A 22,710-nucleotide genomic window follows, 5' to 3' on the forward strand; every position below is an offset into this window, starting at 1 on the left:
GGTTGAGCCGGCGGGTCTAGCGGCGCAGGTCCAGGCGCTGGGCGGCTCGGGGCTCATCGATAATGTCGTCGGCTCCAGCCCCACTGACACCGGCCTTGGCAATCAACTGCTGGCGAGCCTGTTCGGCTCGAAGGACGTCAGCCGGGAGGTCGCCGGGAAAGCATCGCAAGCCACTGGCCTCGATCCCGCGATCCTCAAGAAGATGCTCCCTATCCTCGCGATGCTTGTCGCGGGGCACCTCGCCAAGCGCTCCGGGGGGCAGCTGGGCGGACTGGAATCCATTCTCGGCAGCATTGCCGGTGCGCTCGCCGGTAGCGGCGGGTCCTCCGGGAGCGCTGCATCAGCCGGCGGACTCGGCGGCATATTGGGATCGATCCTGGGCGGCCGTTGACCGCCCTCCCTTTCAAACGACTTTGGGGCAGGCCTGCTTATGGACGACCGCGCGCAGGTCGAGCATGCCGAAGGCCGGCTTCGCGCGTCGATGCTCGCCAGCGATGTGGCGACCCTCGATGCCCTGCTCAGCCCCGATCTGATTTTTACCAACCAGGTCGGCGTGCGGCTCGACAAGGGCGATGATCTCGGCGCTCACCAGTCCGGCCTGCTTCGCATCGAACAACTGGACCCCATCGAGCCACCCCTCATTCGCCTCCTGGGCGACAGCGCGGTGGTCTGCGTCACGGTCCAGTTGTCGGGATCCTACGACGCGCAACCTTTCAGCGGCACCTTCGCCTATACGCGCTGCTGGCACCGGCTGCCGGGCGATCAGTGGCGCATCGAGGCGGCCCATTGCTCGCCCGTCGTTCGGCCATGATCGTTCCGCAGGGTCGGCGCGGTCGTTGACCGGACGACCGCTTCCCTCGCGCTCCTAAGCTCGAAACGCCACGGTCTGGAACGCGCTCGCGGCTTGCGGACGCCCGAACAGCCAACCTTGCAAGCGGCCGCAACCCGCGATGCGCGCAAGCTGCGCCTGTCCCGGCGTCTCGATCCCTTCGGCACAGACTTCAAGATGATAGGCCTTCGCCAGGTCGACGATGGAGATCAGCACTTCTCGCATGTCAGGCTGCGATTCCAGCGGAGCAAGGAACGACCTGTCGATCTTGAGCCGGTCGATCGTGAGTTGCTGTAGATAGGCGATGCTCGCGAACCCCGTGCCAAAGTCGTCGAGCGCCATGCGGATACCGAGTGAGCGCAGCCGGTCGATCACCGCCGCGGCGACCTGGGGACGGCGCAGCAGCAAGCTTTCCGTGATTTCCAGCTCCAGCCGCTCGGGAGGAAACCCGGTCCGTTCCAGGACCTGCTGAACCTCGTCGTAGAGATTGCCATCCCAAAATTGCGCTGGCGACAGGTTGACGGCCAGATCGAGCCCGGTCTCGCGCATTTCCCGGCAGGCATGGAGAAGCACCTGGCGGCCGATGGCGTTGATCAGCCCACTGATCTCGGCGTTCGGAATGAACACGTCGGGCGGAACATCGCCATGGACAGGATGAGACCAGCGCGCCAGCGCCTCGACGGCGACGACTTCACCTGACTGCGCATCGACGATCGGCTGATAGCGGACATAGATCTCTCCGTCCTCGACCGCGCGCTTGAGATCCTGCTCGAGCCGCTGGCGCCGTTCATGGCTTTCGTCGAGCGAGGGGTGGTAAACCCGCGCGCAGTGCCTGCCCGCATCCTTGGCGGCATACATGGCGACGTCCGCCTTGCGGATGAGCTCTTCCGCGCCGTCGCAGGATGTGTCGGTTTCGAAATAACCGATGCTGGTCCCGATCGTGATGCTGTAGGCGCCAACCTTGAAGGGCGTCGAGAACGCTTCGAGAATGGCCTCGCATGTCGCGGCCGCCGCGCCAGGCGATGGCGATCCCAAGAGAACGGCAAACTCGTCGCCGCCCGCGCGCGCGATGAAGCCCTCTCCCGCCGCGGCCTTCAGGCGACCGGCGGCTTCCTTGAGCAGGAGATCGCCGGCACTATGGCCCTAGACATCATTGGCGTCCTTGAACCCGTCGAGATCGAGGAACAGCAGGGCTAGTCCTTGCCTTGCCGCGACAAGCTCGCCCAGTCGTTCCCCCAACGCGCGGCGATTGGGTAGTTCGGTCAAGGGATCGTGATCCGACAGATGCCGGGCGAGCAGTTCGCTTGCGCGCAAAGCCTCGATCGACTGGCCGCCCCGGCGAAGAATTAGGCTGGCTGCCACAAAGGCGACGAAGGCCACCGCCAGGATCGCCGGCACCAGATGCTGCCTCAGCGATGCACCCGGATGATGCGACCGCCATTCCAGCCAGGCGATCCGTTCGCCCGACCGGCCCTTGATGGCGATGGCGTCCATTCCGGCTGTCCGGTTCCCAAGCGTCAGCCGCACATCGTGGACATTGAGTTCGCGCGTGAGGTCCGCCAAGAACGCCTCGTCGACGTGACGGGCGATGACCAGAAGGCGGGTCGGCGCTCGGGGCGCCGCGATCTTACCCGTCAAGGGCACTACGGCGGCCGTGGCATAGACCATGACCTGGTTGCCTGAGCGCGTGAAGCCGCTAACGATCGGACTGCCCTCGGGTGGCAAGCGCCGCACTTCGGCGATCGAGCGAACGAAGTCGGCGCCAAGACGCAGTTGAGCGGTGTCCGGGGCGATCTTTCGGTCTTTGAAGCTGTAAAGGGTCCGATCGTCCGCGCCGAGCACGAAGATGTCGGAATATCCCTGGGTGCGGCCCAGATAGGCCACGACATTGTCGTCCATCCAGGCAGCATCGAAACTCGAACCGATGTGACGCACGGCATCGTCCCATTTAGCGTAATCCTGCAGATCGTGCTGCACCATCGCGGAAGCGGTGGTGAACACACTCCCGAGCGCCTGGCGCTCCCGCTCGAGCTGCTGGGCATCCTGCGCGCGGGTGCTCAGGAAGATGAGCAGGAAGATGAAACCGAAGCACACGCCGAGCAGCGACAGGAGCGGCCAAAGATACTGCCGTGGCACAGAAACGCAGAGAAGACGGACAGCTGCGGCCATGGACTCGCGATATCGCAACTTGGTTAAGGCTCTCCTGTCGGCTGCCTCGGTCAAGATCGAACGGCCGGTTGACGAGCCTTCCAGACATCCGGCGCCCAGTGCTCCTGCTTCGCTGCGAAGCCGACCGATCTCAGGTTGGAGGAGGCGATCCCTGTGCATCCCGCGTGACAGCGGGCGAAGATGACCCGTTGTCATCGTCGCCCGGCACGGACATGTCGCCTGCCAGCCGGTCACGATAGAGGGCGGCACGGGCCAGCAGCATGAGGGTCAGCGGCGTCGTCAAAGTCACGAACACCGCAATGAGGATCTCATGCACAACGGGCCTGGACTGCATCGCGGAAAAACAGGAGATGGACGCCATGAGGATGAAGGCCGTGCCCAGCGTCGAGCCGAGCGTCGGCGGATGGAGGCGCTCATAAAAGGTCTTCATCCGCACGAGGCCGACCGTGCCGATAAGCGTGACACTCGCGCCGAGCAGCAGGCAGATACCCACGATCAAGGCGGCCCAAGGCGGAAGGTCAGGCGCCTGGATCATTCAATCACCTCGCCGCGCATCAGAAATTTCGCCAATGCCACGGTTCCCGCAAAGCCCAGCAAGGCTATAATGAACGCGGCCTCGAAGAACAGGGTGCGCCCGGTCTGGATGCCGTATGTAAGCAAGAGCAGCATCGCGGCCATATAAAGCGCGTCGAGGCCCAGCACCCGGTCCTGCGCGCGCGGTCCACGTAGAATCCGGAAGCTCGCGCAGGCCATGGCCAGGCCCAGAAGGATTTGGGCTGCAGTGATCGCCAAGCCCAGGACGAGGTGGCTCAAGGGAAAATCTCCTTCAGGAGGCGCTCATAGCGGTTCTTGATGAGCGCGATCCAGTCCGCCTCGTTCTTGAGGTCGAGGACATGAATGAGGACGGTCTGCCGGTCGGGGTCATGCTGAAGCCAGATGGTGCCGGGCGTGGCCGTGATGATGACCGCCAGAGTGGTAAGCGCGTAGGGATTACGCAGTTCGAGCGGCACTTCCATGAAACCTGACCGCCGCCGCGAACCGAACAGAACGATGCGCGCGACCGCGAGATTGGAGCGCAGGATATCCAGCAGCACCAGGCCGACGAGGCGCGGCACCGCCCTCCCCCACCGGATCTCAGCTGACGCTGGCCCGAGCGGGCGCATCACTTGCGGCACGAGCAGCGCCGCCGCCGCCGCCAGAAGGCATTGCCCCGCAGAGACGCCGCTCAGAAGGATCCACAGGAGAAAAACTGCCGCCGCCAGTAGCGGATAGGGGAAGAAACGGCCGATCATCGCGGCGCGCCCCCGCGAGACCCCAGCACCGCCTCGATATAGGCACGCGGCGCACCCAGCCCCCCGGCGGTCGTCTCGACATAGCGGTAAAGCGGACCCGCCGCGACCATGAGGGACAGGCAGACCCCCAGCAGCAGCCCGATCGGGACAACCTCGATCACGCTGAGGCGGGCCGGCGCATCCTCGCCCGGCGTCCAGAGAAGATCGATGCCGGCGCGGGTCATGGCGACCAGCGTCGCGAGACCCGAAAGGATGATCAGGCCGGCAAGCGTCCACGCGGAAGGGGAAATGGCGTCTTTGTCGAACAGGGCGGAAATGATCGCGAACTTGGCAATGAAGCCGGAAAGAGGCGGCAGACCGGCGAGAAGGAGCGTGCAGAAGATGAAAGCGCCGCCCAGGACCGCGATCGTGCCCGGGATTATGATCCCGACCTCGTCCGTCTCCTCGCTGACCGCGCCCACATATTCGTCGTCGAATACGGGCTCGGCGATCCCCGCGATCAGATCCTCCTCGTCGGCATTGCGCTCCACCGGTTCGATGAGCAGGTAGAGCGCGCCCACCGCGAGCGTCGAGCTCACCAGATAGAAGAGCAGCGCAGCCACCAGCGCCTGACCGCCCAGCCCGATCGCCGCGATCAGCGTACCTGAAGACACCAGCACATAGTGACCCGCGACCCGGGTCAACTGGCGGGTCGCCAGAATGCCCAAGGTTCCGAACAGCATCGTCGCGAAGCCCAGGAGAACCAGCGCATGATCGGCAAAGCCCACCGCCGCGCCCGAGCCTTCGCCGAATAGCAAAGAGGTGAGCCGCAGGATGATGTAGACGCCGACCTTGGTCATGATCGCGAAAACCGCAGCGACAGGCGGCGCAGCCGCTGCATAGGTACGCGGCAGCCAGAAATTGAGCGGCCAGATGCCCGACTTGACGAGAAAGGCGACACCCAAAACCGCGGCGCCCGCCTCGAGCAGCATGAGATCCCCGCGCGCGACCTGCGGGGTCTTCACCGCGATGTCGGCCATGTTGAGCGATCCTGTCACTGAGTAAATCATCGCGACCCCAGCCAGGAACAGCAGCGATGTCGCGATATTGATCGTGATATAGTGAAGGCTTGCCCGCGTGCGCTCCTCCCCCGAGCCATGCAGGATCAAGCCGTAGGATGCGGCCAGCAGCACTTCGAAGAATACGAAGAGGTTGAAGATGTCGCCGGTCAGGAAGGCGCCGTTGATCCCAGCCAGCAGAAGCAGGAACAGCGCATGGAAACGCGGACCCGAGCGGTCCCACCGCGCCAGCGCATAGACCAGCGCCGTCACTCCCAGAAGATCGGTCAGGAGGACCATCATGGCCGAAAGGCGGTCCGCGACCAGAGCGATGCCGAAGGGTGCCGGCCAGTCGGCAAGACGATAGACCTGCGGCCCGCCGGTGCCGCCGCCCAGTTGTCCATCGCAGCTCAGCACCAGCAGCCCCGCGACGGCGACCATGGTGACAGCCGTCACGAGGCTGATCGCCCGCTTGAGCCTGCGTCGCCGCTCGGCCACCGCCAGCAGCAGCGCGCCGGCCACGATCGGCAGGACGACGAGCAGGACGGGCAGATGCTGGAGCCAGGCGGGAGCCGCACTCATGGCTCTTCATCCTCGCCGTCGACGTGGTCGGTTCCGGTCAGGCCACGCGCGGCAAGCAGCACCACCAGGAGCAGCGCCGTCGTCGCGAACGAAATGACGATAGCCGTCAGCACCAGCGCCTGGGGCACGGGATCGACGTAAAGCGCCGCATCGACGGCCTTGCCGTCTACGATCGGCGGCGCATCGGTCCGCAGCCGGCCTGCGGCCAAGATGAAGAGATTGACCGCGTAGGAGAGGAGCGACAGTGCGAGCACCACCTGGAACGTGCGCGGGCGAAACAGCAGCCACAGGCCGCTGGCGACGAGGATGCCGATCGCAAGGGCCAGCACCGCCTCCATCAACTCTCACCCTCGGCAGAATCGTCGGGCGAAGACCCGGCCGCGGGACGCGCCCGCGGCGCGCGGATCGATTGATGGGCAAGCGCGATCAGGATCAGCGCTGTCGTCCCCACCACCACCATGAACACGCCAATGTCGAACAGCAGCGCGCTCGCCACCGGCACCGCGCCTGCCAGCGGCACCTCGAAATACTGAAAATAGGTGGTGAGGAACGGCGCGCCGAACAGGAGCGCTCCGGCGCCGGTCGCTACCGCGCAAACCAGGCCCGCGCTGATCCAGACCAGCGGCTGCACATTGAGCCGGGCTTCCACCCAGCGCGTGCCGCCCGCCATATAAAGGATGATGAGTGCGATCGAAGCGGTCACCCCCGCCGCGAAGCCGCCGCCCGGCCAGTCGTGGCCGCGCACCAGGAGATAGAGCGCGAACGTGACGATTATCGGAAACAGCCATTCCATGAGGACCCGAGGGACCATGAGATAGTGGCGCGCCGTGTCGCCTCGCTCCCGCTCCAAGCCCGCGTCGTCGAAGGCATTCTGGACCTTCTGCTGGTCAGGCGCTTCGACGCTTTCCGCAGCGGGCCGGAACCGACGCAGCAGCGAGAAAATGGTCACAGCAACGATCGACAGCACCGTGATCTCGCCCAGGGTGTCGAAACTGCGGAAATCGACCAGGATGACGTTGACGACATTCTTGCCGCCGCCGCCGGGATAGGCCTGCTCCAGGAAAAAGCGTCCGACGCCTTCGGGCGGCGCGCGCGTCATCATCGCATAGGATAGCGCCGCCATGCCGCCGCCCCCTATGCCTGCCAACAGCACGTCGCCGCCGCGACGCAGACGAACGGCGAGCGGTGTCTGCGCGCCCGGCCAGACGTCCGGACGGCGCAGCGGAAGCCAACGCAGCCCAAGCAGGAGAAGGACCAGGGTCATGGTCTCGACCAGTAGCTGCGTGAGTCCCAGGTCCGGCGCCGACAGCCAGATGAAGCTGACGCAGGTCATGAGCCCGGCGACGCCGACCATCACGAGGGCGGCCAGCCGATGGAACTTCGCGCGGTTGGCCGCGCCGATCGCAGCGGCTCCGCCGATCAGCCAGAGCAGAGCGAATATGGGATCCAGAAGCGTGCGCGGCGCGGTCCCGGCGCTATAGCCCAGGAGGAAGACCGGCAAGGCGCCGGCACAGAGCGCGGTCACGATGAGGAGGCGCAGTTGCACCTGCAACCGGCCCGAGCTGATCGCCCCATAGGCGGACCGCGCGCCCTGAATGAGACCGGTCAGCGTCCGCTCGAAAAGGCGGTGTCCTTTCAGGTGGCCGATGACCGGCGACGCTTCGACGCTGTTGAGCCGCCGTCCGAAGATCCGGTAGAGCAGGAGGCCGCCGACCAGTGCGATCCCGCTCATAAGCAGCGGTAAGGTGAAGCCATGCCAGACCGCAAGGTCATAAGCCGGCGTGCGCCCGCCCAGCACGGCGCGAGCAGCGTCACCGAGCAGCGGGCCAATCGTCGCGGCAGGCGCGACGCCCACGACCAGGCAGAGCAGCACAAGCACCTCGATCGGCAGCCGCATCCAGTGGGGCGCCTCGCCAGGCTGGTGCGGCAGGTCGCTGGGCGGCGGGCCAAAAAAGGTCTGGTGGATGAAGCGCACCGAATAAAGCACGCTGAACATGCTGGCGAGCGTCGCCAGCACGGGCAGCGCCTTGTCGAGCACGGTGCCGCTATGCGCCCCGAGCGCCTCGGCCAGGAACATCTCCTTAGACAGGAAGCCGTTGAGCAGCGGCACGCCGGCCATCGCCGCCGCCGCCACCATTGCCAGCGTCGCGGTGACCGGCATGCAGCGAAAGAGGCCGCTCAGCCGCCGCAGATCGCGTGTGCCCGTTTCATGGTCGATGATCCCTGCCGCCATGAACAGCGACGCCTTGAAGGTCGCGTGGTTCACGGTGTGGAAGATCGCCGCCACAGCCGCGAGCGGACTGCCGAGCCCCAGAAGCAGCGTGATGAGCCCGAGATGGCTGATGGTCGAATAGGCGAGCAGGCCCTTGAGATCATGCTGGAAGATCGCGGCCCAGGCCCCGACCAGCAATGTGGCAAGGCCTGTGGTCGCGACGATCAGATACCAGGCCTGCGTGCCGGCCAGCACCGGCCAGAGCAGGATGAGTATGAAGATGCCGGCCTTCACCATCGTCGCGGAATGGAGATAGGCCGAGACCGGGGTGGGCGCCGCCATCGCATGTGGCAGCCAGAAGTGGAACGGGACCTGCGCGCTTTTCGTAAAGGCGCCGATCAGCACCAGCACGAGCGCGGGAAGATAAAGGGGATGGGCGCGGATTAATCCGCCCGAGGAGAGGACGACGTCAAGATCATAGCTGCCGGCGATGTGCCCGATAAGCAGAAAGCCCAGGAGCAGGCAGACGCCGCCCGTGGCCGTCACTATAAGTGCCATGCGCGCACCGTCGCGCGCGCTCTGGTTGTGATGCCAATAGCCGATGAGGAGAAAGGAAAAGAGGCTGGTGAGCTCCCAGAAGAATATGGTCTGGATGAGATTGCCCGACAACACGATGCCCAGCATTGAGCCCATGAAGGCCATCAGAAAGCTGAAGAAGCGCGGCACCGGATCGTCCGGCGACATGTAATAGCGCGCATAGAGAACGACCAAGGCTCCGATCGCGAGAACCAGCAGCGCGAACAGCCAGGTAAAGCCGTCCAGACGCAGGACCAGATCGAGCCCGAGGGACGGCAGCCAGGGCTGGTCGATGCGCACCACGTCCCCTTGCGATACGGCCGGATAGAAGCTGAGGAGCGCCCCGATCGCCAGCAGGGTGACGACCCCTGCCAAGCTCGAAGCCAGATTGCGGGTCACCGAGGGTAGAAAGGCTGCGGCCAGGCTCGCGAGAAACGGCAAGGCGAGCACCAGGTAGACAAAATGCGGCTTGATCACGAGACCAACCCCTCCCCTTCCCGCAAGGCACGACCCTGGTGCCGCCGATGTCGGATCATGATCTGTCCCGGGCGCCAGGCGCGCTTGGCTGATCCCAAAACCGATTGCACCCCTTCATATCCCCTGCCGCGGCTTGGACGGTCTTTCCTCCTGTGAAACACGGCGGCGCGCGACTGGCTCCCCGCCGGATATGGTCTAGGCCCTTTTCTCACGCGTCCGCAGGATGGCGCACGATCAGAAGGTCGCCCTCGAGTGCTTCGACCAGACGCTTGGCCGTGCTGCCGATCAGCGCGCCGAAATCGGCCACCACCGAAACCTTGCCGCGAAGACGGGCGTCGAGGCGGTCATCGGCGCGAACCTTCGCCATCATGTCCTCTTGCATCGCCAGAAGCGCGCGCCCGTCCTGCCGCGCGTCGGCGAGCGCGGCGCTGGGGATGTCATAGGCATGAAACAGCGTGAATGCCGCTTGCGGAAACAGGTCCCAGGCAGTCTGCAATCCCGCAATCGACGCATCGGAAAAGTCCGTCGCCACGACGATCTCGCGATAAGGCCGGAAGGCGCGGTCGTGAACGACCAGGATCGGCTGCTCGACCTCGCGTGCCACGCGGTTGACGGTGCTGCCGAACAGGATCCGGCTCATCGATTCCGCGCTCGCCGCCCCTGTCACAATGAGATCGCAGGCTTCGCTGCGTGCATGGGCAACCAACTGTTCAGCCGGATCGCCCTGGGCCGCGATGACCCTGATCCCTTCGAACGCCTCGGCAAGGTCGCGCTGCGACCGCCAGCACATCCGTTCGGCGGGATCAGGCACGCGCCGCCAGGACCGCTCTCGCCGATCGAACATCGAGCCGGACTGGTCGGCCGCGTCCATGACATGAACCGCCACCAGTTCGGCCTGGCTCTCCCTCGCCAACTGGACGGCGCGGTCGAGGGCGCGATCGTATCGCGGGGTAAGATCCGTCGCCACGAGGATCTTCCTGATCGTGGCTGCAACAGGCTCGGTCAAACGACGCTCCTTTCGGTTCGCCCCCCAAGCTGCTGAAGCTAGAACATTTCGCCTTTTACATCCACCCACGTCCGCCTGAATGGGTGCGTTGCCGGCCCACGGATCAGGGAGCCGTCAGGCCCCAAGCGCCTTCTATGGCGATGGCAGTTTGAAATCCGGAGAAGACTAATGAATCGCGCCTTGTTCGCTCTGGCCTGCTCGGCTGTCCTTATCAGGTTGCAACAGGGCCGATTCCCCCAGTGATATCGCCGAGGACAAAGTCGAACGCGACGCCGAAGCGGCGGCGGCCGCCGCCGGCCCGACTCCGGCCGCGCTCGGTTGGAGTGGGCCCCTGGGGTCGGACAGGTTTCAGGCCGCCGATTTGACTATGGATCCGGCGTGTAGCTCCTCAAATCGCACCGGACTCAAATAGCCCAGAGCGGAATGCAGTCGGCGTTGATTATAGACGCGGTCGATGAAGGGGGGAAGATGGGTGGCGACATCCTCGAATGTCTCGAATGCCATCGGGTAGACCGCCTCGACCTTAAGCGTTTTCATGAAGCTTTCCGCCTTGGCGTTGTCATAGGGATTTCCGCGTCGGCTCATTGATCCTGTGATGCCATTGGCTGCCAGCAGCGCACGGTAGGAAGCGGCTGCGTATTGGGATCCGCGGTCGGAATGATGTATGAGACCCGGTGGCGGCTGCCGGCTCGCGATCGCCGTTTCAAGCGCTGCAATGGCGAGGCGAGCATCGATCGACCGGCCAATAGCATAGCCAACCACCCGCCTCGACCAGGCATCCAGGATTGTGGCCACATAAGCAAAGCCGCTTGCGATCGCGACATAGGTCAGGTCTGCGACCCAGAGTTGATCCGCATCCGTCAAGGTGACGCCCTTCGCTAAGTCCGGGAATATCAGCAGATCATGGGCGCTGTCGGTCGTTGTCACATAGCGCCGCCGTTTTTTCGGCTGAAGGTGATGCTCGCGCATCAAGCGTTTGATGCGCTTATGATTTGCAAAGATCCCCTGGTGCTGAAGTTCTGCCCGTACGCGGCGCCAGACATAGGCTTCGAACTCATCACAGATCGCGATAATCGCGGTCAGCAGATCTGCCTCGTCAACCCGCTGTTTCCGCTCATGATAATAGGTCGAGCGCGCAATACCCATCAGCCTGCACCCTTGGGAGACGGAGATGCCGGTGGGCCGGTAATGACTGATGTAGTCCCGTTTCTCGGCCGCGGTGTGTTTTGCAGAGCCCCCTTTAGAAACTCAAGCTCGAGAGCCTGCTTGCCGACCAGGCGTTCCAGCGCAGCGATGCGGGCCTCATACTGCTGAATGAGATCAGCCGCCTGGGCGTCATCGTCAAACTCTCCGACCTCGTACTTCTCAAGCCAGACCCGGATTAGCTGGCGAGAAACGTCATGGCGCTTGGATAACCCATGCAACGTTTGGCCGTCCAGATATTCCTGAACGACCTGACGTTTGAATTCCATGCTGTGGGATCGATGTCGCATTGGCTTTTCTCCAAAAGCCAAACCCACGGTCAATCATTATGGTCCCACCTGTCCGACCCCAGGGGCCCACTCCAATATGGGGTCCCGTTTGCACGCCGTTCGACAGGCTACACACCCTACATCGAGCAGGTCGATGCACAGCGTGCCTTGCTGGGCGTCGAGCTGTCGCTGGTGCAGGTAAGGACCGATGAACTCACGACGCTGGTCGGACTTTATGAGGCCTTGGGCGGTGTGCCGGAATGAATACGCGAAGACTTCCGGGACTGCGGCTTCAAAAAGCCGCTATCCCATCAAGATCGGGTAGAGGTACTCATTCCCCTTGTGCTGCAGATCGTCCAATTTCACGCATTCTCTAGGAAAACCAAAGGCCCGGGGCGCACCCAACATGAAAGTGATGGGCACTGTGATTATTGGGAAATTCTGGTTTCACTGCCCTCATAACGCCAGCTTTGCGCCCCACATCCGGCCGTTCGGCCTTGTCGCCGACGATTCCGAAAGCCGGCATTCGCTTCGCCAACGCTCAACTGGTTCAGGCCCGACATTGCGCTCACGGCCCAACAGGCGTGGCCACAATTATGTTCGGAGTGCAGCAATCAGGGCGTCCCGAGCCATGGCCACGCGCGGGTGTCGCAGCGATGAGCGTGCCCAGACGAGGTAGTAAGCGTTGCGCGGCACCGTGACCGGGGCGGGTATCTCGATCAGCGTGCAGGCAGCGCGTTCGCTGCGGGTGAGATAGCCGGGCATCACCGTCCAGCCGAGACCCGCGCACAATCCCGACCGTAGCACCCTCAGATCGGGCGCGGTCAACGCGGGCTGGCTCGTCAGCTCGATCTGGTTTGCATGGAGCCAGGTACGCAGCAGCGGTCGGTCGAGGTCGTAGGCGAGGTGGGCCGTCCGGTTGAGCCCGTCGGCAAGCGGCAATTCGGCAATCCGCATGGCCACGGCGGGCGAGGCTACGGCGCGCAGGTGCTCTTCGCCCAGCGCATGAAAGGCCAACCGCGGATCTTCGGGCTGCGAGGCGGTGACGGCTAGGTGCACCTTGTCTTCGAGCAGCAAGGCATAGAGCGCCTCGCGCCCGCCGATATGCAGGCGCAGGTCTAGCCCCGCATCCAGCAGCGGCGCCAGTCGGGGCGCGATCATCTCTCCCAGTAGGTCCGACGGCGCGGCGATGTGGACCGTGCCCGAGATGCGCGACGATCGGGCCCGCGCGCTGGCCAGTGCCGATTCCGCCGTGTCGAGGCTGCTTCCGATCGAAGCCGCGAGATCGTCGGCAATCGCTGTTGGTCGAACACCCCGCGAATGGCGATCGAACAAGGGACGGCCCAATTGCGCCTCGAGCGATGCGATGTGCTGCGACGCAGCCGGTTGGGTGATGCCGATTGCCCGGGCCGCCTCGCTCAGTGAACGACGGCGGTAGACTTCGACGAAGGTGCGCAACTGCAGGAGGGACATTCCGGTTCCATAACCGGATTTATGGCCGTCCGCCATTCCCGCTGGATTTCATGATGCCGTTCCCAGCGTATCTAAGCCGCCGAAAGGAACGATCGAAGCAAAATCGCCGCCAATTGCTCCAAGCCCTCACCGCTGTCCTGGTGGCGGGCGCGGCGCCGGCGGGTGCGTTTGCTCGTGTTCCCGACATCACTAGAAAAGGACAACTGACGATGACCCGCATTCTCATGGTGGCCACCTCCGCCGACCGCATGACTCCCGGCACCGAACCGACGGGCGTCTGGCTCGAGGAACTTACCACCCCGTACTACGCGTTCCGCGATGCGGGCGCCGAGGTTACGCTGGCCTCGATCAAGGGTGGCGCCATCCCCGTCGACCAGCGTAGCGTCAACGCCGACGGCGAGAACGACGCTTCGGTCGAGCGCTATCTGAAGGACGAGGCCCTGAAGGCCGAGGTTGCCAGCACCCTTGTATTCACAAGCATCGATCCCGCCGGCTACGACGCGCTGTTCCTGCCGGGCGGCCACGGCACCATGTTCGATTACCCCGTCAGTGACGAACTGGCCCGCCTGGTCGAACGCTTCGACCGCGAAGGCAAGATCGTCGCCGCCGTCTGCCATGGACCGGCAGGGCTGGTCTCGGCGAAGAAGGCCGATGGCACGCCCTTCGTCGCCGGCCGCCGTGTCGCGGGCTTCACGGACAGCGAGGAACGCGCGGTCGGTCTCGATCAGGCGGTGCCGTTCCTCCTCGAAACGCGTCTCAAGGAACTCGGCGGCAAGCACGAAGGCGGCCCCGATTTTGCCCCCTTCGCCCTGCGCGACGGCAATCTGGTGACCGGCCAGAACCCCGCCAGCGCTACCCTCACCGCGGAGCTCGTGATGGAAGCCCTCAAGGACAAGGTCGCCTGATCATGCGCTATCTCCACACCATGCTGCGCGTCGCCGATCCCGAGGCAGCGATCCGGTTCTTCACGCTGCTGGGTCTCAAGGAGACCCGGCGCATGGAGAACCAGGCCGGGCGTTACACGCTGATCTACCTTGCCGCCGACGAGGATTTCCGCGGCGACGGCGAGCAGGGCGATGCCGAGGTCGAACTGACGTACAACTGGCCGCCCGAGGACGGCAGCGCTGCCGAGACTTACACGGGGGGCAGAAACTTCGGCCATCTCGCCTACGGGGTCGACGACATCTACGAGACGTGCGCGCGGCTGCAAGCGGGCGGCGTGACGATCAATCGCCCCCCGCGCGACGGATACATGGCGTTCGTCCGCTCGCCGGACGGGATCTCGATCGAACTGCTCCAAAAAGGCGAACACATGGCCCCGGCCGAACCCTGGGCCTCCATGCCCAACACGGGCGCATGGTGATGGCGCGCCTGTTCGAACCGCTCGAGGTCGCGGGGCTGCGGCTTGCCAACCGCATCGTTATCGCGCCGATGTGCCAGTATTCTGCCGAGGACGGCGCGATGACCGACTGGCACCGGATGCATCTCGGCCTGTTGGCGCTGTCGGGCGCGGGCGCGCTGACGATAGAGGCGACCGCTGTCAGCCCCGAAGGTCGCATCACCTACGGTGACGTCGGCCTGTACGATGACCGTACCGAAGCGGCGATGCGAAGCGTGCTAGAAAGCGTCCGTCAGTGGTCGGACATGCCGCTCGTCATCCAGCTGGCCCATGCCGGCCGCAAGGCGAGCAGCGCCAAGCCGTGGCACGGCGGAGCGCAGCTTCCCCCAGATACGGAGAATGGCTGGCAGACCGTGGCACCCAGCGCCATTCCCTTCGCTCCGGACGACCATCCCCCTGTCGAACTGGACAAGTCAGGGCTTGCCCGCATCCGGGAGGCGTTCGCGGATGCCGCCCGGCGCGCCGGCAGGCTCGGCATCGAAGCCGTCCAGATCCACGCCGCGCATGGCTATCTGCTTCACGAGTTTCTTTCGCCGATCTCCAACCGGCGCGGCGACGAATACGGCGGCAGCCTCGACAACCGGATGCGGTTCCCGCTGGAAGTGTTCGATGCCGTGCGCGAATCGTTTCCGGCCGACCGCCCGGTGACCGTTCGCGTTTCCGGGACTGACTGGGTTGAAGGCGGCTGGACAGCGGAAGAAACCGCAAGGTTTGCGCAGGAACTGGAGCGGCGCGGTTGCGCGGCGATCCACGTCTCCGGCGGCGGGCTCGACCCGCGCCAGCAGATCCCGGTCGGCCCCGGCTATCAGGTACCGCTGGCCCGCACGGTCAAGGACGCGGTCGCTATGCCTGTAATCGCTGTCGGCTTGATCACCGATCCGCACCAGGCGGAGCGCATCCTAGAAGACGGGCATGCCGACGCCATAGCGATTGCCCGCGCTGCGCTGTGGGATCCGCGTTGGCCCTGGCACGCCGCCGCCGCACTTGGTGCATCGGTCAAGGCGCCCCCGCAATATTTCCGGTCCGAGCCTCACGAAGTGGGCCGCATTCTCAAGGAAATGACGCCATGAAAATCTCCGTCAAACTGCTTCTGGCCGCTGGCGCTGCCCTCTCGCTTGCCGCCTGCGCGACGACCCGGGAGGGTGCATCCGCGCCCCGGATCGAACAGGTCGCGACCTTCGATGGCGCGATGCCGACTGGCGTGACCGTCGCCCCCAACGGGCGCATCTTCGTCAACTTCCCGCAATGGGGCGACAACGCGCCGTTCACGGTTGCCGAGCTGGTCGACGGCAAGGCGGTGCCTTATCCCGACGCCGCGACCAACCGGCCCGATCCGGCCGACCCGGCGGGGCATTTCATCTCGGTGCAGAGCGTGGTGGCAGACGGCGCCGATCGCCTGTGGGTGCTCGACACGGCGGCGCCCAAATTCTCTCAACCACGGGCCAGCGGTGCAAAGCTGGTGGCGATCGATCTTGCGACCAACCGGGTGGTGAAGACGATCGTTCTGCCGCCCAGCGTGGTGCTGCCCACGACCTACCTCAACGATGTGCGCTTCGATCTGCGTCAGGGCGCCGAGGGCGTCGCCTACATCAGCGACAGCAGCAACGACGGCGTCGGCGGCATCATCGTCGTCGATATCGCCAGCGGGCGTGCGATCCGGCGCCTGTCGAACCATGCGACGACCAACCCCGAGCCCGGCTTCACCCCGGTCGTCGACGGCGCGGTGCTCATGAACCGCCCGGCCGACGGCCCCGCGACGCCGGTCACGATCGCAAGCGACGCGATTGCGCTCAGCGCCGACGGCAGCCTGCTGTATTACGGTCCACTGTCGGGCCGCACGCTGCACGCGGTGCCCACGGCGATGCTGCGCGATCCCGCGGTGTCCGAGGAGGCGTTAGGCCGCGCGGTCCGCAGCCTGGGGCGCAAAGGCGCCTCGGACGGGATAGCCGAGGACGACAAGGACCGCGTGTTCGCCGGCGATTACGAGAACAACGCGATCCGCGTGCTCGACCAGGGCCGCTGGACGACGGTGGTCAGCGACCCGCGCATCAGCTGGCCCGACACGCTATCGATCGGCACCGACGGCTACCTCTACTTCACCGCCAACCAGCTCCACCGCCAGCCCGGCTTCCATGGCGGGCGGGACCTGCGCCGCAAGCCCTACGAGCTGCTCCGCATCAAGGTCGGCGCCGCTCCCGTCCTGTTGCGCTCGCGGTGAACCCATCAGGCCGGGCGGGCTCGCGCGGGACCGCGATCCGGCGAAAAATCAACAACTGCCTTGAAGGAATACAATCATGACAAACGGAATCGAAGGCAAGATCGTTCTCATTACCGGCGGCAGCACCGGCATCGGCGCGGAAACCGCGCGTCTTCTCGCGGAACGCGGCGCCAAGGTGGCCATCGCCGCGCGGCGCAAGGACAGGCTCGACGAGGTCGTCGCGGACATCGCCGCAGCTGGCGGCACGGCACGTAGCTACGCGCTGGACGTGACCGACAAATCGGCGGTCCAGTCCGTCGTCGCCGCAATCATTGCCGACTTCGGCCGCCTCGACGTGCTGATCAACAACGCCGGGCTGATGCCGATCCGTCCGATGGCCGAGGTCAACACCGACGAGTGGGACCAGATGATCGACGTCAATCTGAAGGGTACGCTCTACGGCATTGCGGCGGCCCTTCCCGGTTTTCTCGAGCAGGGCAGCGGTCACATCATCAACCTGAGCTCGGTTGCGGGCATCAAGGTCTTCGCACCGGGCGGCACGGTCTACTCCGGCACCAAGTTCGCCGTCAGCGCGATCAGCGAGGGCTTGCGCCACGAGGTGGGGGAAAAGGTCCGGGTCACGTCCATCGAGCCTGGAGCTGTCGAAAGCGATTTGAAGTTCACGACCTCTGGCACGGCTGCCGAGACGGTGCTGGACTTCTATAAGCAGGCCATCCCGGCGGCATCGGTGGCGCGTGCTATCGCGTTCGCTGTCGAACAACCTGATGACGTCGACGTCAACGCGATCGTCATCCGGCCGACCGCACAGGAGTTCTGATTTCCACGAGGAGGCGGGGCCGCGTGTGCTCCGCCTCATGGGGAACGTACCGGCCCGCTCGCCCGTTACTTTGTCGTATAATATCTGTCCGTTTCACTTGAGGAGTCATTTATGCCCAAACTTGCCCTGTATGTACCACTGAAGGCCAAGCCCGGAAAAGAGCGCGATGTCGCCGATTTCCTGACCTCGGCATTGCCGCTCGTTCAAGCTGAGCCGGGCACTCTGACCTGGTATGCGATCGAGGAAGGTCCCGGTGCGTACGCGATCTTCGATACGTTCGACACGGAGGAGGATCGGCAGGCCCATCTTGACGGCAAGGTTGCCGCCGCACTGATGGACAAGGCAGAAGAACTGTTTTCTGAACCGCCGCAGATTCACAAGTTTACCCTGCTGGCCGCGAAATAGCCGAGCGGTTGGCACTCTAAGCTGCCGTTTGACTGCAGGGTAAGGCTCGTGTTTCCATCCGGAATGGATGGCCAAGCCGAACCGGGAAATGAATAAATGAGTATGACAGGTCATCCGCGATAGTGGATGACCTTGTCTTTTGCGCTTATCACAGCTCTGAAATTACTGATAAAGCGCCATCGATGGGTCGCGAAGTAACGGCACCATTGGTTCGCGGGAGGTTCTTGAGCACATCAATTTGGCGCGTTATTCGGCCGTTCTGGCCCAGTCATTCAGAAAACGGCCGTGAATGGATCCCAGGATGGCCCTGCGGAAAGGAACCCCTCAGGTAGCAGAAGGTTCAGGAAACTGAGATCACTTGGAAGGGCGCGATGTGCTCCGCCGTTACGATCTACCGGATCATCACCAAGCTCTCGATTTGATGACGCGTTGAGAAGATCTGCGAAAGGAAAAGAACCGTGAAAGCTGTCGTCTACAACGGGCCAAAAGATGTTTCTGTCAATACCATCGATGATCCCAAGATCGAAAAGCAGACCGATGTTATCATCCGGTTAACCACGACCAATATCTGCGGGTCGGACCTTCACATGTATGAGGGCCGTACCAGCTTTGAGAAGGGCCGGGTCTTCGGTCACGAAAACCTTGGCGAGGTCATCGAAGTCGGCGCTGCCGTAGATCGTATCAAGAAGGGCGATCGCGTGTGCATGCCGTTCAACGTCGGTTGCGGTTTCTGCGAAAATTGCGAACGCGGTTTGACGGGTTTTTGCCTCACGACCAACCCTGGAACCGCCGGCGCAGCGTATGGATTTGCCGAGATGGGTCCGTGGCAAGGTGGTCAGGCCGAGTTGATGCGCGTTCCTTATGCGGACTTCAATTGCCTGAAGCTGCCCGAGGACGCTGAAGAGAAGGAGGATGACTATGTCATGCTCTCCGACATCTTCCCGACGGGTTGGCATGGCGTCGAACTGTCGGGTTTCCTGCCTGGCGAGAGCATTGCGATCTACGGCGCCGGTCCGGTCGGTCTAATGGCCGCGCACTCGGCCGAAATCCGCGGCGCCTCTCAGATCTTTGTCGTCGATTCTCACGATGACCGTCTGAAACTGGCCGAGGCGATGGGCGCTATTCCGATCGATATGCGCAAGGGCGATCCCGCCCAGCAGATCCTTGACGCGACTGGCGGCCTCGGGACCGACCGGGGGGTCGAGGCGGTCGGGTATCAGTGTTGCGATCGCCACGGCAAGGAGCGCAGCAATTACACGATGAACTGCCTCGTCAAAAGCACGAAGGCCACCGGCGGAATCGGCGTCGTCGGCGTGTTCATTCCGGAAGACCCGAACGCGCCCGACGATCTCCAGAAGGAAGGCAAGATGGCGTTCGACTTCGGCAACTTCTGGTTCAAGGGCCAAAAGATTGGCACCGGCCAGTGCAATGTAAAGCACTACAACCGGCGACTGATGAAGCTTATCGAGCAAGGCCGGGCCAATCCTGCCAAAATCATCTCGCACCGACTGCCGCTCGATCAGGCACCAGACGCCTACAAGCATTTCGACGAGCGCGATGCAGGCTGGACGAAGGTCGTGCTCAAGCCGGGCACCTGACCTTAGTCTTCGACGGAATAGGAAATAAATTATGACTTTGGAAGGCAAATCGGTTGCCATTCTGATCGCACCCCGAGGGACGGAAGAACCAGAATTCTCGAAGCCCAAGCAAGCTGTCGAGGACGCTGGCGGCAAAGTGACCGTGATCAGTTTTGAACCGGGCAAGGCTCGCACAGTCAATAGCGATCTTGACGAGGGCGCCAGCTATACTATCGACAAGACGTTTTCCGAGGTGAAAGCCGACGATTTCGACGGACTTGTTGTGCCCGGGGGGACTGTCGGTGCCGACAAGCTGCGCGGCAGCGTCGAGGCAATTGCTTTCATCCGGGCTTTCTTCGATCAGAAAAAACCTGTTGCGGCTATATGCCATGCACCCTGGACATTGATCGAGGCGGGCGTGCTTGAGGGTCGCACCTTGACGTCCTACCCGACGCTGAAGGTCGATATCGAGAACGCCGGCGGTGCATGGACCAATGAGGAAGTCGTGGTCGACAACGGCCTTGTTACCAGCCGCGATCCGAATGATTTGCCCGCCTTCTGTGCCAAACTCGTTGAGGAAATCGCAGAAGGTGTGGGCGCAGCGCTGGAAGCAGGGAATTAGCGCGGGGCGTTGCGACGAAACCATGTGAGAGCCCTGTCCCTGGAGAAGGTCTGCACAAAGCAAGCGTGGCGGATGGCCAGCGATTGGCCGTCCGCCACGCCGCGTATCACGCGAGCACGGCGCATCTGACGGACACTCAAACCCTAAGCCGCGTCAACCGCGGTGACACATCGCAAGCTCCCGCTTCCAGATTCGACCCATTCCAACGTGTGGTCGAGATGCACCTGATCGAACGTGCGTTCGGCCAGATTTACGATCTAAAGCGCCGCCTTGAGATAGCGGGCGGTGAGACTGCCTTCCGCTTCCGCAACGACGCCAGGGACGCCGCTGGCAACGATACGACCCCCATCTTCCCCGGCCCCCGGTCCCAGGTCGATGATCCAGTCCGTCTGCGTGATGGCGCGCATGTCATGTTCGACGACTATGACGGTATTGCCGGCGTCTACGAGGCCCTGCAGGTGTTGCATCAGCCGGTCGCCATCGGAGGGGTGAAGCCCCGAAGTTGGCTCGTCGAGGATGTAGATCGTGTTGCCGCGTTGAGCGCGTTGCAGTTCAGTCGCGAGCTTGATGCGCTGCGCCTCCCCGCCAGACAGCTCGGTCGCTGGCTGACCGAGCCGCAGATAGCCAAGACCGATCTCCCGCAACACGCCGAGTGAGCGCATCACAGATGCCTCGCCAGCGAAGAAATCGCACGCATCGTCGACCGTCAGTTCGAGCACCTGGGCGATATTGCGCCCGTTCCATTCGACTTCGAGCGTTTGCGGGTTGTAGCGAGAGCCATGACAGGTCGAGCACGGGGCAAAAACGCTCGGCAGGAACAGCAGTTCCACCATGACGTATCCCTCGCCCTCGCACACAGGGCAGCGGCCTTGCGCGACGTTGAACGAGAACCTTCCCGGGCTGTAGTGCCGCCGGCGGGCGAGCGGCGTATCAGCGAAGATCCGTCGCACATGGTCGAACATGCCGCTGTAGGTGGATAGGTTCGAGCGCGGCGTGCGGCCGATCGGCTTCTGATCGACCCGCACCAGCCTGCGAACATGCTCCATACCTGCGACAATGCGTCCTTCAGTGTCGTTCTGCGCAACATCGAGCAGCGGATCGATATCGTCCTCCTCGGCCACGGGGGAGCCGCCGAGGTGTTCCGTGACGAGCTCGGGCAGCGCCTGACTGACAAGACTGGATTTGCCCGATCCCGAAACGCCGGTGACAGCGGTGAAGCAGCCGATGGGAAACTCGACGTCGAGACCATGGAGATTGTTCCGCCTGATCCCTTCCAGGCGTAGCCATGCCTTGGGATGGCGCGGTGTGCGCTCACTGCGGAGCGGCTCTGCGAACAGGTAGCGGCGGGTGATCGAAGTCTCGACGTCGGCAAGCCCCTCTATCGGCCCGCTGTAGAGGACTTCACCGCCCTTTTCCCCGGCTCCTGGCCCGACATCGACGAGCCATTCCGCGCGGCGGATCACGTCGAGATCATGTTCGACGACGAACAGGGAGTTGCCCGCCGCCTTCAGACGCTCAAGGATCGTGAGCAAGGCTTCGCCATCTGCCGGGTGCAACCCTGCCGAAGGCTCGTCAAGCACATAGACCACGCCGAAAAGCTGTGACGACAATTGCGTGGCAAGCCGCAAGCGCTGCAGCTCTCCGGAGGAGAGCGTCGGCGTGCTGCGGTCGAGCGAAATGTAGCCAAGGCCAAGATCGATCAGCGGCTCTAGCCGCTCGATCAATTCGCAGGCGAGGCGTTGGGCAGCGATCCGCTTCTCGTCGGAGAAATTGGGCGTGCGGCGTACGTCGGGCGCGCTCTTGTGCGCAGAGCCGCCCGCCGCAACCCGTTGTTCGACCGCTGCATCGCGGGCCGCTTTTTCCAGAACATGGCCCTTTGAGGGGGCGGAGACTGCCCCATACTCGCAATGCGCGACGGGGATCAGCAAGTCCTTCAGCTTGAGCACCGTCAGGTCGCCGAACTCGGCAATGTCGAGGCCGGCGAATTTGACCGACAGGGCTTCGCGCTTCAGGCGCTTGCCGTCGCAGGTCGGGCAATCGCGGCCGATGATATATTGCGAGACGCGCTTCTTCATCAGCGCGCTTTTCGTGTTGGCGAAGGTTTCCAGCACATAGCGGCGCGCGCCGGTGAAGGTGCCCTGGTAGCTCGGCTCCTTGCCGCGCTTGAGCGCCGTCCGGGTCTGTTCGGGCGTCAGGCCCGCATAGACCGGCACCGTCGGCGCCTCTTCAGTAAAGAGGATCCAGTCGCGATCCTTTTTCGGCAGGTCGCGCCACGGCGTATCGACATCATAACCGAGCGAAACGAGGATATCGCGCAGGTTCTGCCCATGCCAGGCGGTCGGCCAGGCGGCGATCGCTCGTTCGCGAATGGTGAGGCTGGCGTCAGGAACCATCGTCTCTTCGGTCGCGTCATATACGCGGCCGATGCCGTGGCAGGTCGGGCAGGCGCCCGCGACCGTGTTGGGGGAGAAATCCTCCGCATAAAGCATGGGTTGATGGCGCGGATATTCGCCGACGCGCGAATAAAGCATCCGCACCAGGCTGGAG

General features: G+C 63.8%; 22 protein-coding genes and 1 pseudogene. 10 read left to right on the forward strand and 13 right to left on the reverse strand.

Translation table 11 applies throughout. The features are described from left to right. A partial coding sequence (locus tag CG471_RS22325; RefSeq protein ID WP_099233807.1) for a DUF937 domain-containing protein occupies positions 1 to 391 on the forward strand: 391 nt, incomplete at its 5' end. 39 nt (positions 392 to 430) lie between these two features. Beyond that, a complete protein-coding gene (locus tag CG471_RS22330; RefSeq protein ID WP_099233808.1) occupies positions 431 to 811 on the forward strand; it encodes a nuclear transport factor 2 family protein in 381 nt (126 codons plus the stop codon). A gap of 54 nt (positions 812 to 865) precedes the next feature. Here CG471_RS22330 and CG471_RS31470 read toward each other — a convergent pair whose 3' ends face one another. The 12 genes and pseudogenes from CG471_RS31470 to CG471_RS22390 form a co-directional block, all read right to left on the reverse strand. Next, positions 866 to 1,687 carry a bifunctional diguanylate cyclase/phosphodiesterase gene (locus tag CG471_RS31470; RefSeq protein WP_257211653.1) on the reverse strand — a complete coding sequence of 274 codons (822 nt, stop codon included), beginning with the start codon at positions 1,685 to 1,687 and terminating at the stop codon, positions 866 to 868. Next, positions 1,661 to 3,193, reverse strand: a pseudogene (locus tag CG471_RS31475) (diguanylate cyclase domain-containing protein); the annotation flags it as partial. The pseudogene CG471_RS31475 and the gene CG471_RS31470, both read right to left, overlap by 27 nt. Beyond that, the gene (gene mnhG / locus CG471_RS22340; RefSeq protein ID WP_180275771.1) at positions 3,129 to 3,533 is read right to left on the reverse strand and encodes a monovalent cation/H(+) antiporter subunit G; all 405 of its coding nucleotides are present in this window, start codon (positions 3,531 to 3,533) and stop codon (positions 3,129 to 3,131) included. The pseudogene CG471_RS31475 and the gene mnhG, both read right to left, overlap by 65 nt. After that, entirely contained in the window at positions 3,530 to 3,811 is a 282-nt protein-coding gene (locus tag CG471_RS22345) for a K+/H+ antiporter subunit F (protein ID WP_099233809.1), read from the reverse strand. The genes mnhG and CG471_RS22345 overlap by 4 nt, the downstream gene beginning before the upstream one ends. After that, the gene (locus CG471_RS22350; RefSeq protein ID WP_257211651.1) at positions 3,808 to 4,290 is read right to left on the reverse strand and encodes a Na+/H+ antiporter subunit E; all 483 of its coding nucleotides are present in this window, start codon (positions 4,288 to 4,290) and stop codon (positions 3,808 to 3,810) included. Before CG471_RS22350 ends, CG471_RS22345 begins: the two co-directional genes overlap by 4 nt. Next, positions 4,287 to 5,909: a monovalent cation/H+ antiporter subunit D gene (locus tag CG471_RS22355; RefSeq protein ID WP_099233810.1), complete on the reverse strand. Its 1,623-nt coding sequence runs from the start codon at positions 5,907 to 5,909 to the stop codon at positions 4,287 to 4,289. The genes CG471_RS22350 and CG471_RS22355 overlap by 4 nt, the downstream gene beginning before the upstream one ends. Then, positions 5,906 to 6,247, reverse strand: coding sequence for a Na+/H+ antiporter subunit C (locus CG471_RS22360; protein WP_099233811.1), 342 nt, complete (start codon positions 6,245 to 6,247; stop codon positions 5,906 to 5,908). Before CG471_RS22360 ends, CG471_RS22355 begins: the two co-directional genes overlap by 4 nt. Continuing rightward, positions 6,247 to 9,174 (reverse strand): monovalent cation/H+ antiporter subunit A, encoded by a 2,928-nt coding sequence (locus CG471_RS22365; RefSeq protein WP_099233812.1) that lies wholly within the window; start codon positions 9,172 to 9,174, stop codon positions 6,247 to 6,249. The genes CG471_RS22360 and CG471_RS22365 overlap by 1 nt, the downstream gene beginning before the upstream one ends. A 208-nt stretch (positions 9,175 to 9,382) precedes the next feature. After that, the gene (locus CG471_RS22370; RefSeq protein ID WP_257211652.1) at positions 9,383 to 10,249 is read right to left on the reverse strand and encodes a universal stress protein; all 867 of its coding nucleotides are present in this window, start codon (positions 10,247 to 10,249) and stop codon (positions 9,383 to 9,385) included. A gap of 279 nt (positions 10,250 to 10,528) precedes the next feature. Beyond that, positions 10,529 to 11,377: an IS3 family transposase gene (locus tag CG471_RS22375; RefSeq protein ID WP_143560261.1), complete on the reverse strand. Its 849-nt coding sequence runs from the start codon at positions 11,375 to 11,377 to the stop codon at positions 10,529 to 10,531. Beyond that, entirely contained in the window at positions 11,326 to 11,673 is a 348-nt protein-coding gene (locus CG471_RS22380) for a transposase (protein ID WP_099233815.1), read from the reverse strand. Before CG471_RS22380 ends, CG471_RS22375 begins: the two co-directional genes overlap by 52 nt. A 573-nt stretch (positions 11,674 to 12,246) precedes the next feature. Beyond that, positions 12,247 to 13,125 (reverse strand): LysR family transcriptional regulator, encoded by an 879-nt coding sequence (locus CG471_RS22390; protein WP_099233824.1) that lies wholly within the window; start codon positions 13,123 to 13,125, stop codon positions 12,247 to 12,249. Positions 13,126 to 13,334: 209 nt separating this feature from the next. Between CG471_RS22390 and CG471_RS22395 the strand changes: the two genes are divergently transcribed. From CG471_RS22395 to CG471_RS22430, 8 genes are all read left to right on the forward strand, one after another. Next, on the forward strand, positions 13,335 to 14,030 hold the full coding sequence (locus tag CG471_RS22395; RefSeq protein WP_099233816.1) for a type 1 glutamine amidotransferase domain-containing protein: 696 nt from the start codon (positions 13,335 to 13,337) through the stop codon (positions 14,028 to 14,030). Beyond that, positions 14,030 to 14,488 carry a VOC family protein gene (locus tag CG471_RS22400; protein WP_037543870.1) on the forward strand — a complete coding sequence of 153 codons (459 nt, stop codon included), beginning with the start codon at positions 14,030 to 14,032 and terminating at the stop codon, positions 14,486 to 14,488. Before CG471_RS22395 ends, CG471_RS22400 begins: the two co-directional genes overlap by 1 nt. Next, on the forward strand, positions 14,488 to 15,594 hold the full coding sequence (locus tag CG471_RS22405; RefSeq protein WP_373562069.1) for an NADH:flavin oxidoreductase/NADH oxidase: 1,107 nt from the start codon (positions 14,488 to 14,490) through the stop codon (positions 15,592 to 15,594). The genes CG471_RS22400 and CG471_RS22405 overlap by 1 nt, the downstream gene beginning before the upstream one ends. Next, on the forward strand, positions 15,591 to 16,742 hold the full coding sequence (locus CG471_RS22410) for an L-dopachrome tautomerase-related protein (protein ID WP_099233818.1): 1,152 nt from the start codon (positions 15,591 to 15,593) through the stop codon (positions 16,740 to 16,742). The genes CG471_RS22405 and CG471_RS22410 overlap by 4 nt, the downstream gene beginning before the upstream one ends. 76 nt (positions 16,743 to 16,818) lie before the next feature. Beyond that, a complete protein-coding gene (locus CG471_RS22415; protein WP_099233819.1) occupies positions 16,819 to 17,559 on the forward strand; it encodes an SDR family oxidoreductase in 741 nt (246 codons plus the stop codon). Positions 17,560 to 17,670: 111 nt separating this feature from the next. Next, a complete protein-coding gene (locus CG471_RS22420; RefSeq protein ID WP_009823882.1) occupies positions 17,671 to 17,964 on the forward strand; it encodes a putative quinol monooxygenase in 294 nt (97 codons plus the stop codon). Between the two features lie 458 nt (positions 17,965 to 18,422). After that, positions 18,423 to 19,562, forward strand: coding sequence for a glutathione-independent formaldehyde dehydrogenase (locus tag CG471_RS22425; RefSeq protein WP_099233820.1), 1,140 nt, complete (start codon positions 18,423 to 18,425; stop codon positions 19,560 to 19,562). A gap of 31 nt (positions 19,563 to 19,593) precedes the next feature. Then, positions 19,594 to 20,163, forward strand: coding sequence for a type 1 glutamine amidotransferase domain-containing protein (locus tag CG471_RS22430; RefSeq protein WP_099233821.1), 570 nt, complete (start codon positions 19,594 to 19,596; stop codon positions 20,161 to 20,163). A 257-nt stretch (positions 20,164 to 20,420) separates the two neighbouring features. Here the strand turns inward: CG471_RS22430 and CG471_RS22435 are convergent. Then, positions 20,421 to 22,710 (reverse strand): excinuclease ABC subunit UvrA (locus tag CG471_RS22435; protein ID WP_099233825.1); only part of this gene is annotated, 2,290 nt, incomplete at its 5' end.

This window comes from Sphingobium sp. IP1 (assembly GCF_002708645.1).
Classification (GTDB): domain Bacteria; phylum Pseudomonadota; class Alphaproteobacteria; order Sphingomonadales; family Sphingomonadaceae; genus Sphingobium; species Sphingobium yanoikuyae.

What these genes read in the sequence shown, in the direction of transcription:
- CG471_RS22330 (WP_099233808.1), top strand. Translation starts at nt 431, where the DNA reads ATGGACGACCGCGCGCAGGTCGAGCATGCCGAAGGCCGGCTTCGCGCG.
- CG471_RS31470 (WP_257211653.1), bottom strand. Translation starts at nt 1,687, where the DNA reads ATGTATGCCGCCAAGGATGCGGGCAGGCACTGCGCGCGGGTTTACCAC.
- mnhG (WP_180275771.1), bottom strand. Translation starts at nt 3,533, where the DNA reads ATGATCCAGGCGCCTGACCTTCCGCCTTGGGCCGCCTTGATCGTGGGT.
- CG471_RS22350 (WP_257211651.1), bottom strand. Translation starts at nt 4,290, where the DNA reads ATGATCGGCCGTTTCTTCCCCTATCCGCTACTGGCGGCGGCAGTTTTT.
- CG471_RS22355 (WP_099233810.1), bottom strand. Translation starts at nt 5,909, where the DNA reads ATGAGTGCGGCTCCCGCCTGGCTCCAGCATCTGCCCGTCCTGCTCGTC.
- CG471_RS22360 (WP_099233811.1), bottom strand. Translation starts at nt 6,247, where the DNA reads ATGGAGGCGGTGCTGGCCCTTGCGATCGGCATCCTCGTCGCCAGCGGC.
- CG471_RS22380 (WP_099233815.1), bottom strand. Translation starts at nt 11,673, where the DNA reads ATGCGACATCGATCCCACAGCATGGAATTCAAACGTCAGGTCGTTCAG.
- CG471_RS22390 (WP_099233824.1), bottom strand. Translation starts at nt 13,125, where the DNA reads ATGTCCCTCCTGCAGTTGCGCACCTTCGTCGAAGTCTACCGCCGTCGT.
- CG471_RS22395 (WP_099233816.1), top strand. Translation starts at nt 13,335, where the DNA reads ATGACCCGCATTCTCATGGTGGCCACCTCCGCCGACCGCATGACTCCC.
- CG471_RS22405 (WP_373562069.1), top strand. Translation starts at nt 14,488, where the DNA reads ATGGCGCGCCTGTTCGAACCGCTCGAGGTCGCGGGGCTGCGGCTTGCC.
- CG471_RS22410 (WP_099233818.1), top strand. Translation starts at nt 15,591, where the DNA reads ATGAAAATCTCCGTCAAACTGCTTCTGGCCGCTGGCGCTGCCCTCTCG.
- CG471_RS22415 (WP_099233819.1), top strand. Translation starts at nt 16,819, where the DNA reads ATGACAAACGGAATCGAAGGCAAGATCGTTCTCATTACCGGCGGCAGC.
- CG471_RS22420 (WP_009823882.1), top strand. Translation starts at nt 17,671, where the DNA reads ATGCCCAAACTTGCCCTGTATGTACCACTGAAGGCCAAGCCCGGAAAA.
- CG471_RS22430 (WP_099233821.1), top strand. Translation starts at nt 19,594, where the DNA reads ATGACTTTGGAAGGCAAATCGGTTGCCATTCTGATCGCACCCCGAGGG.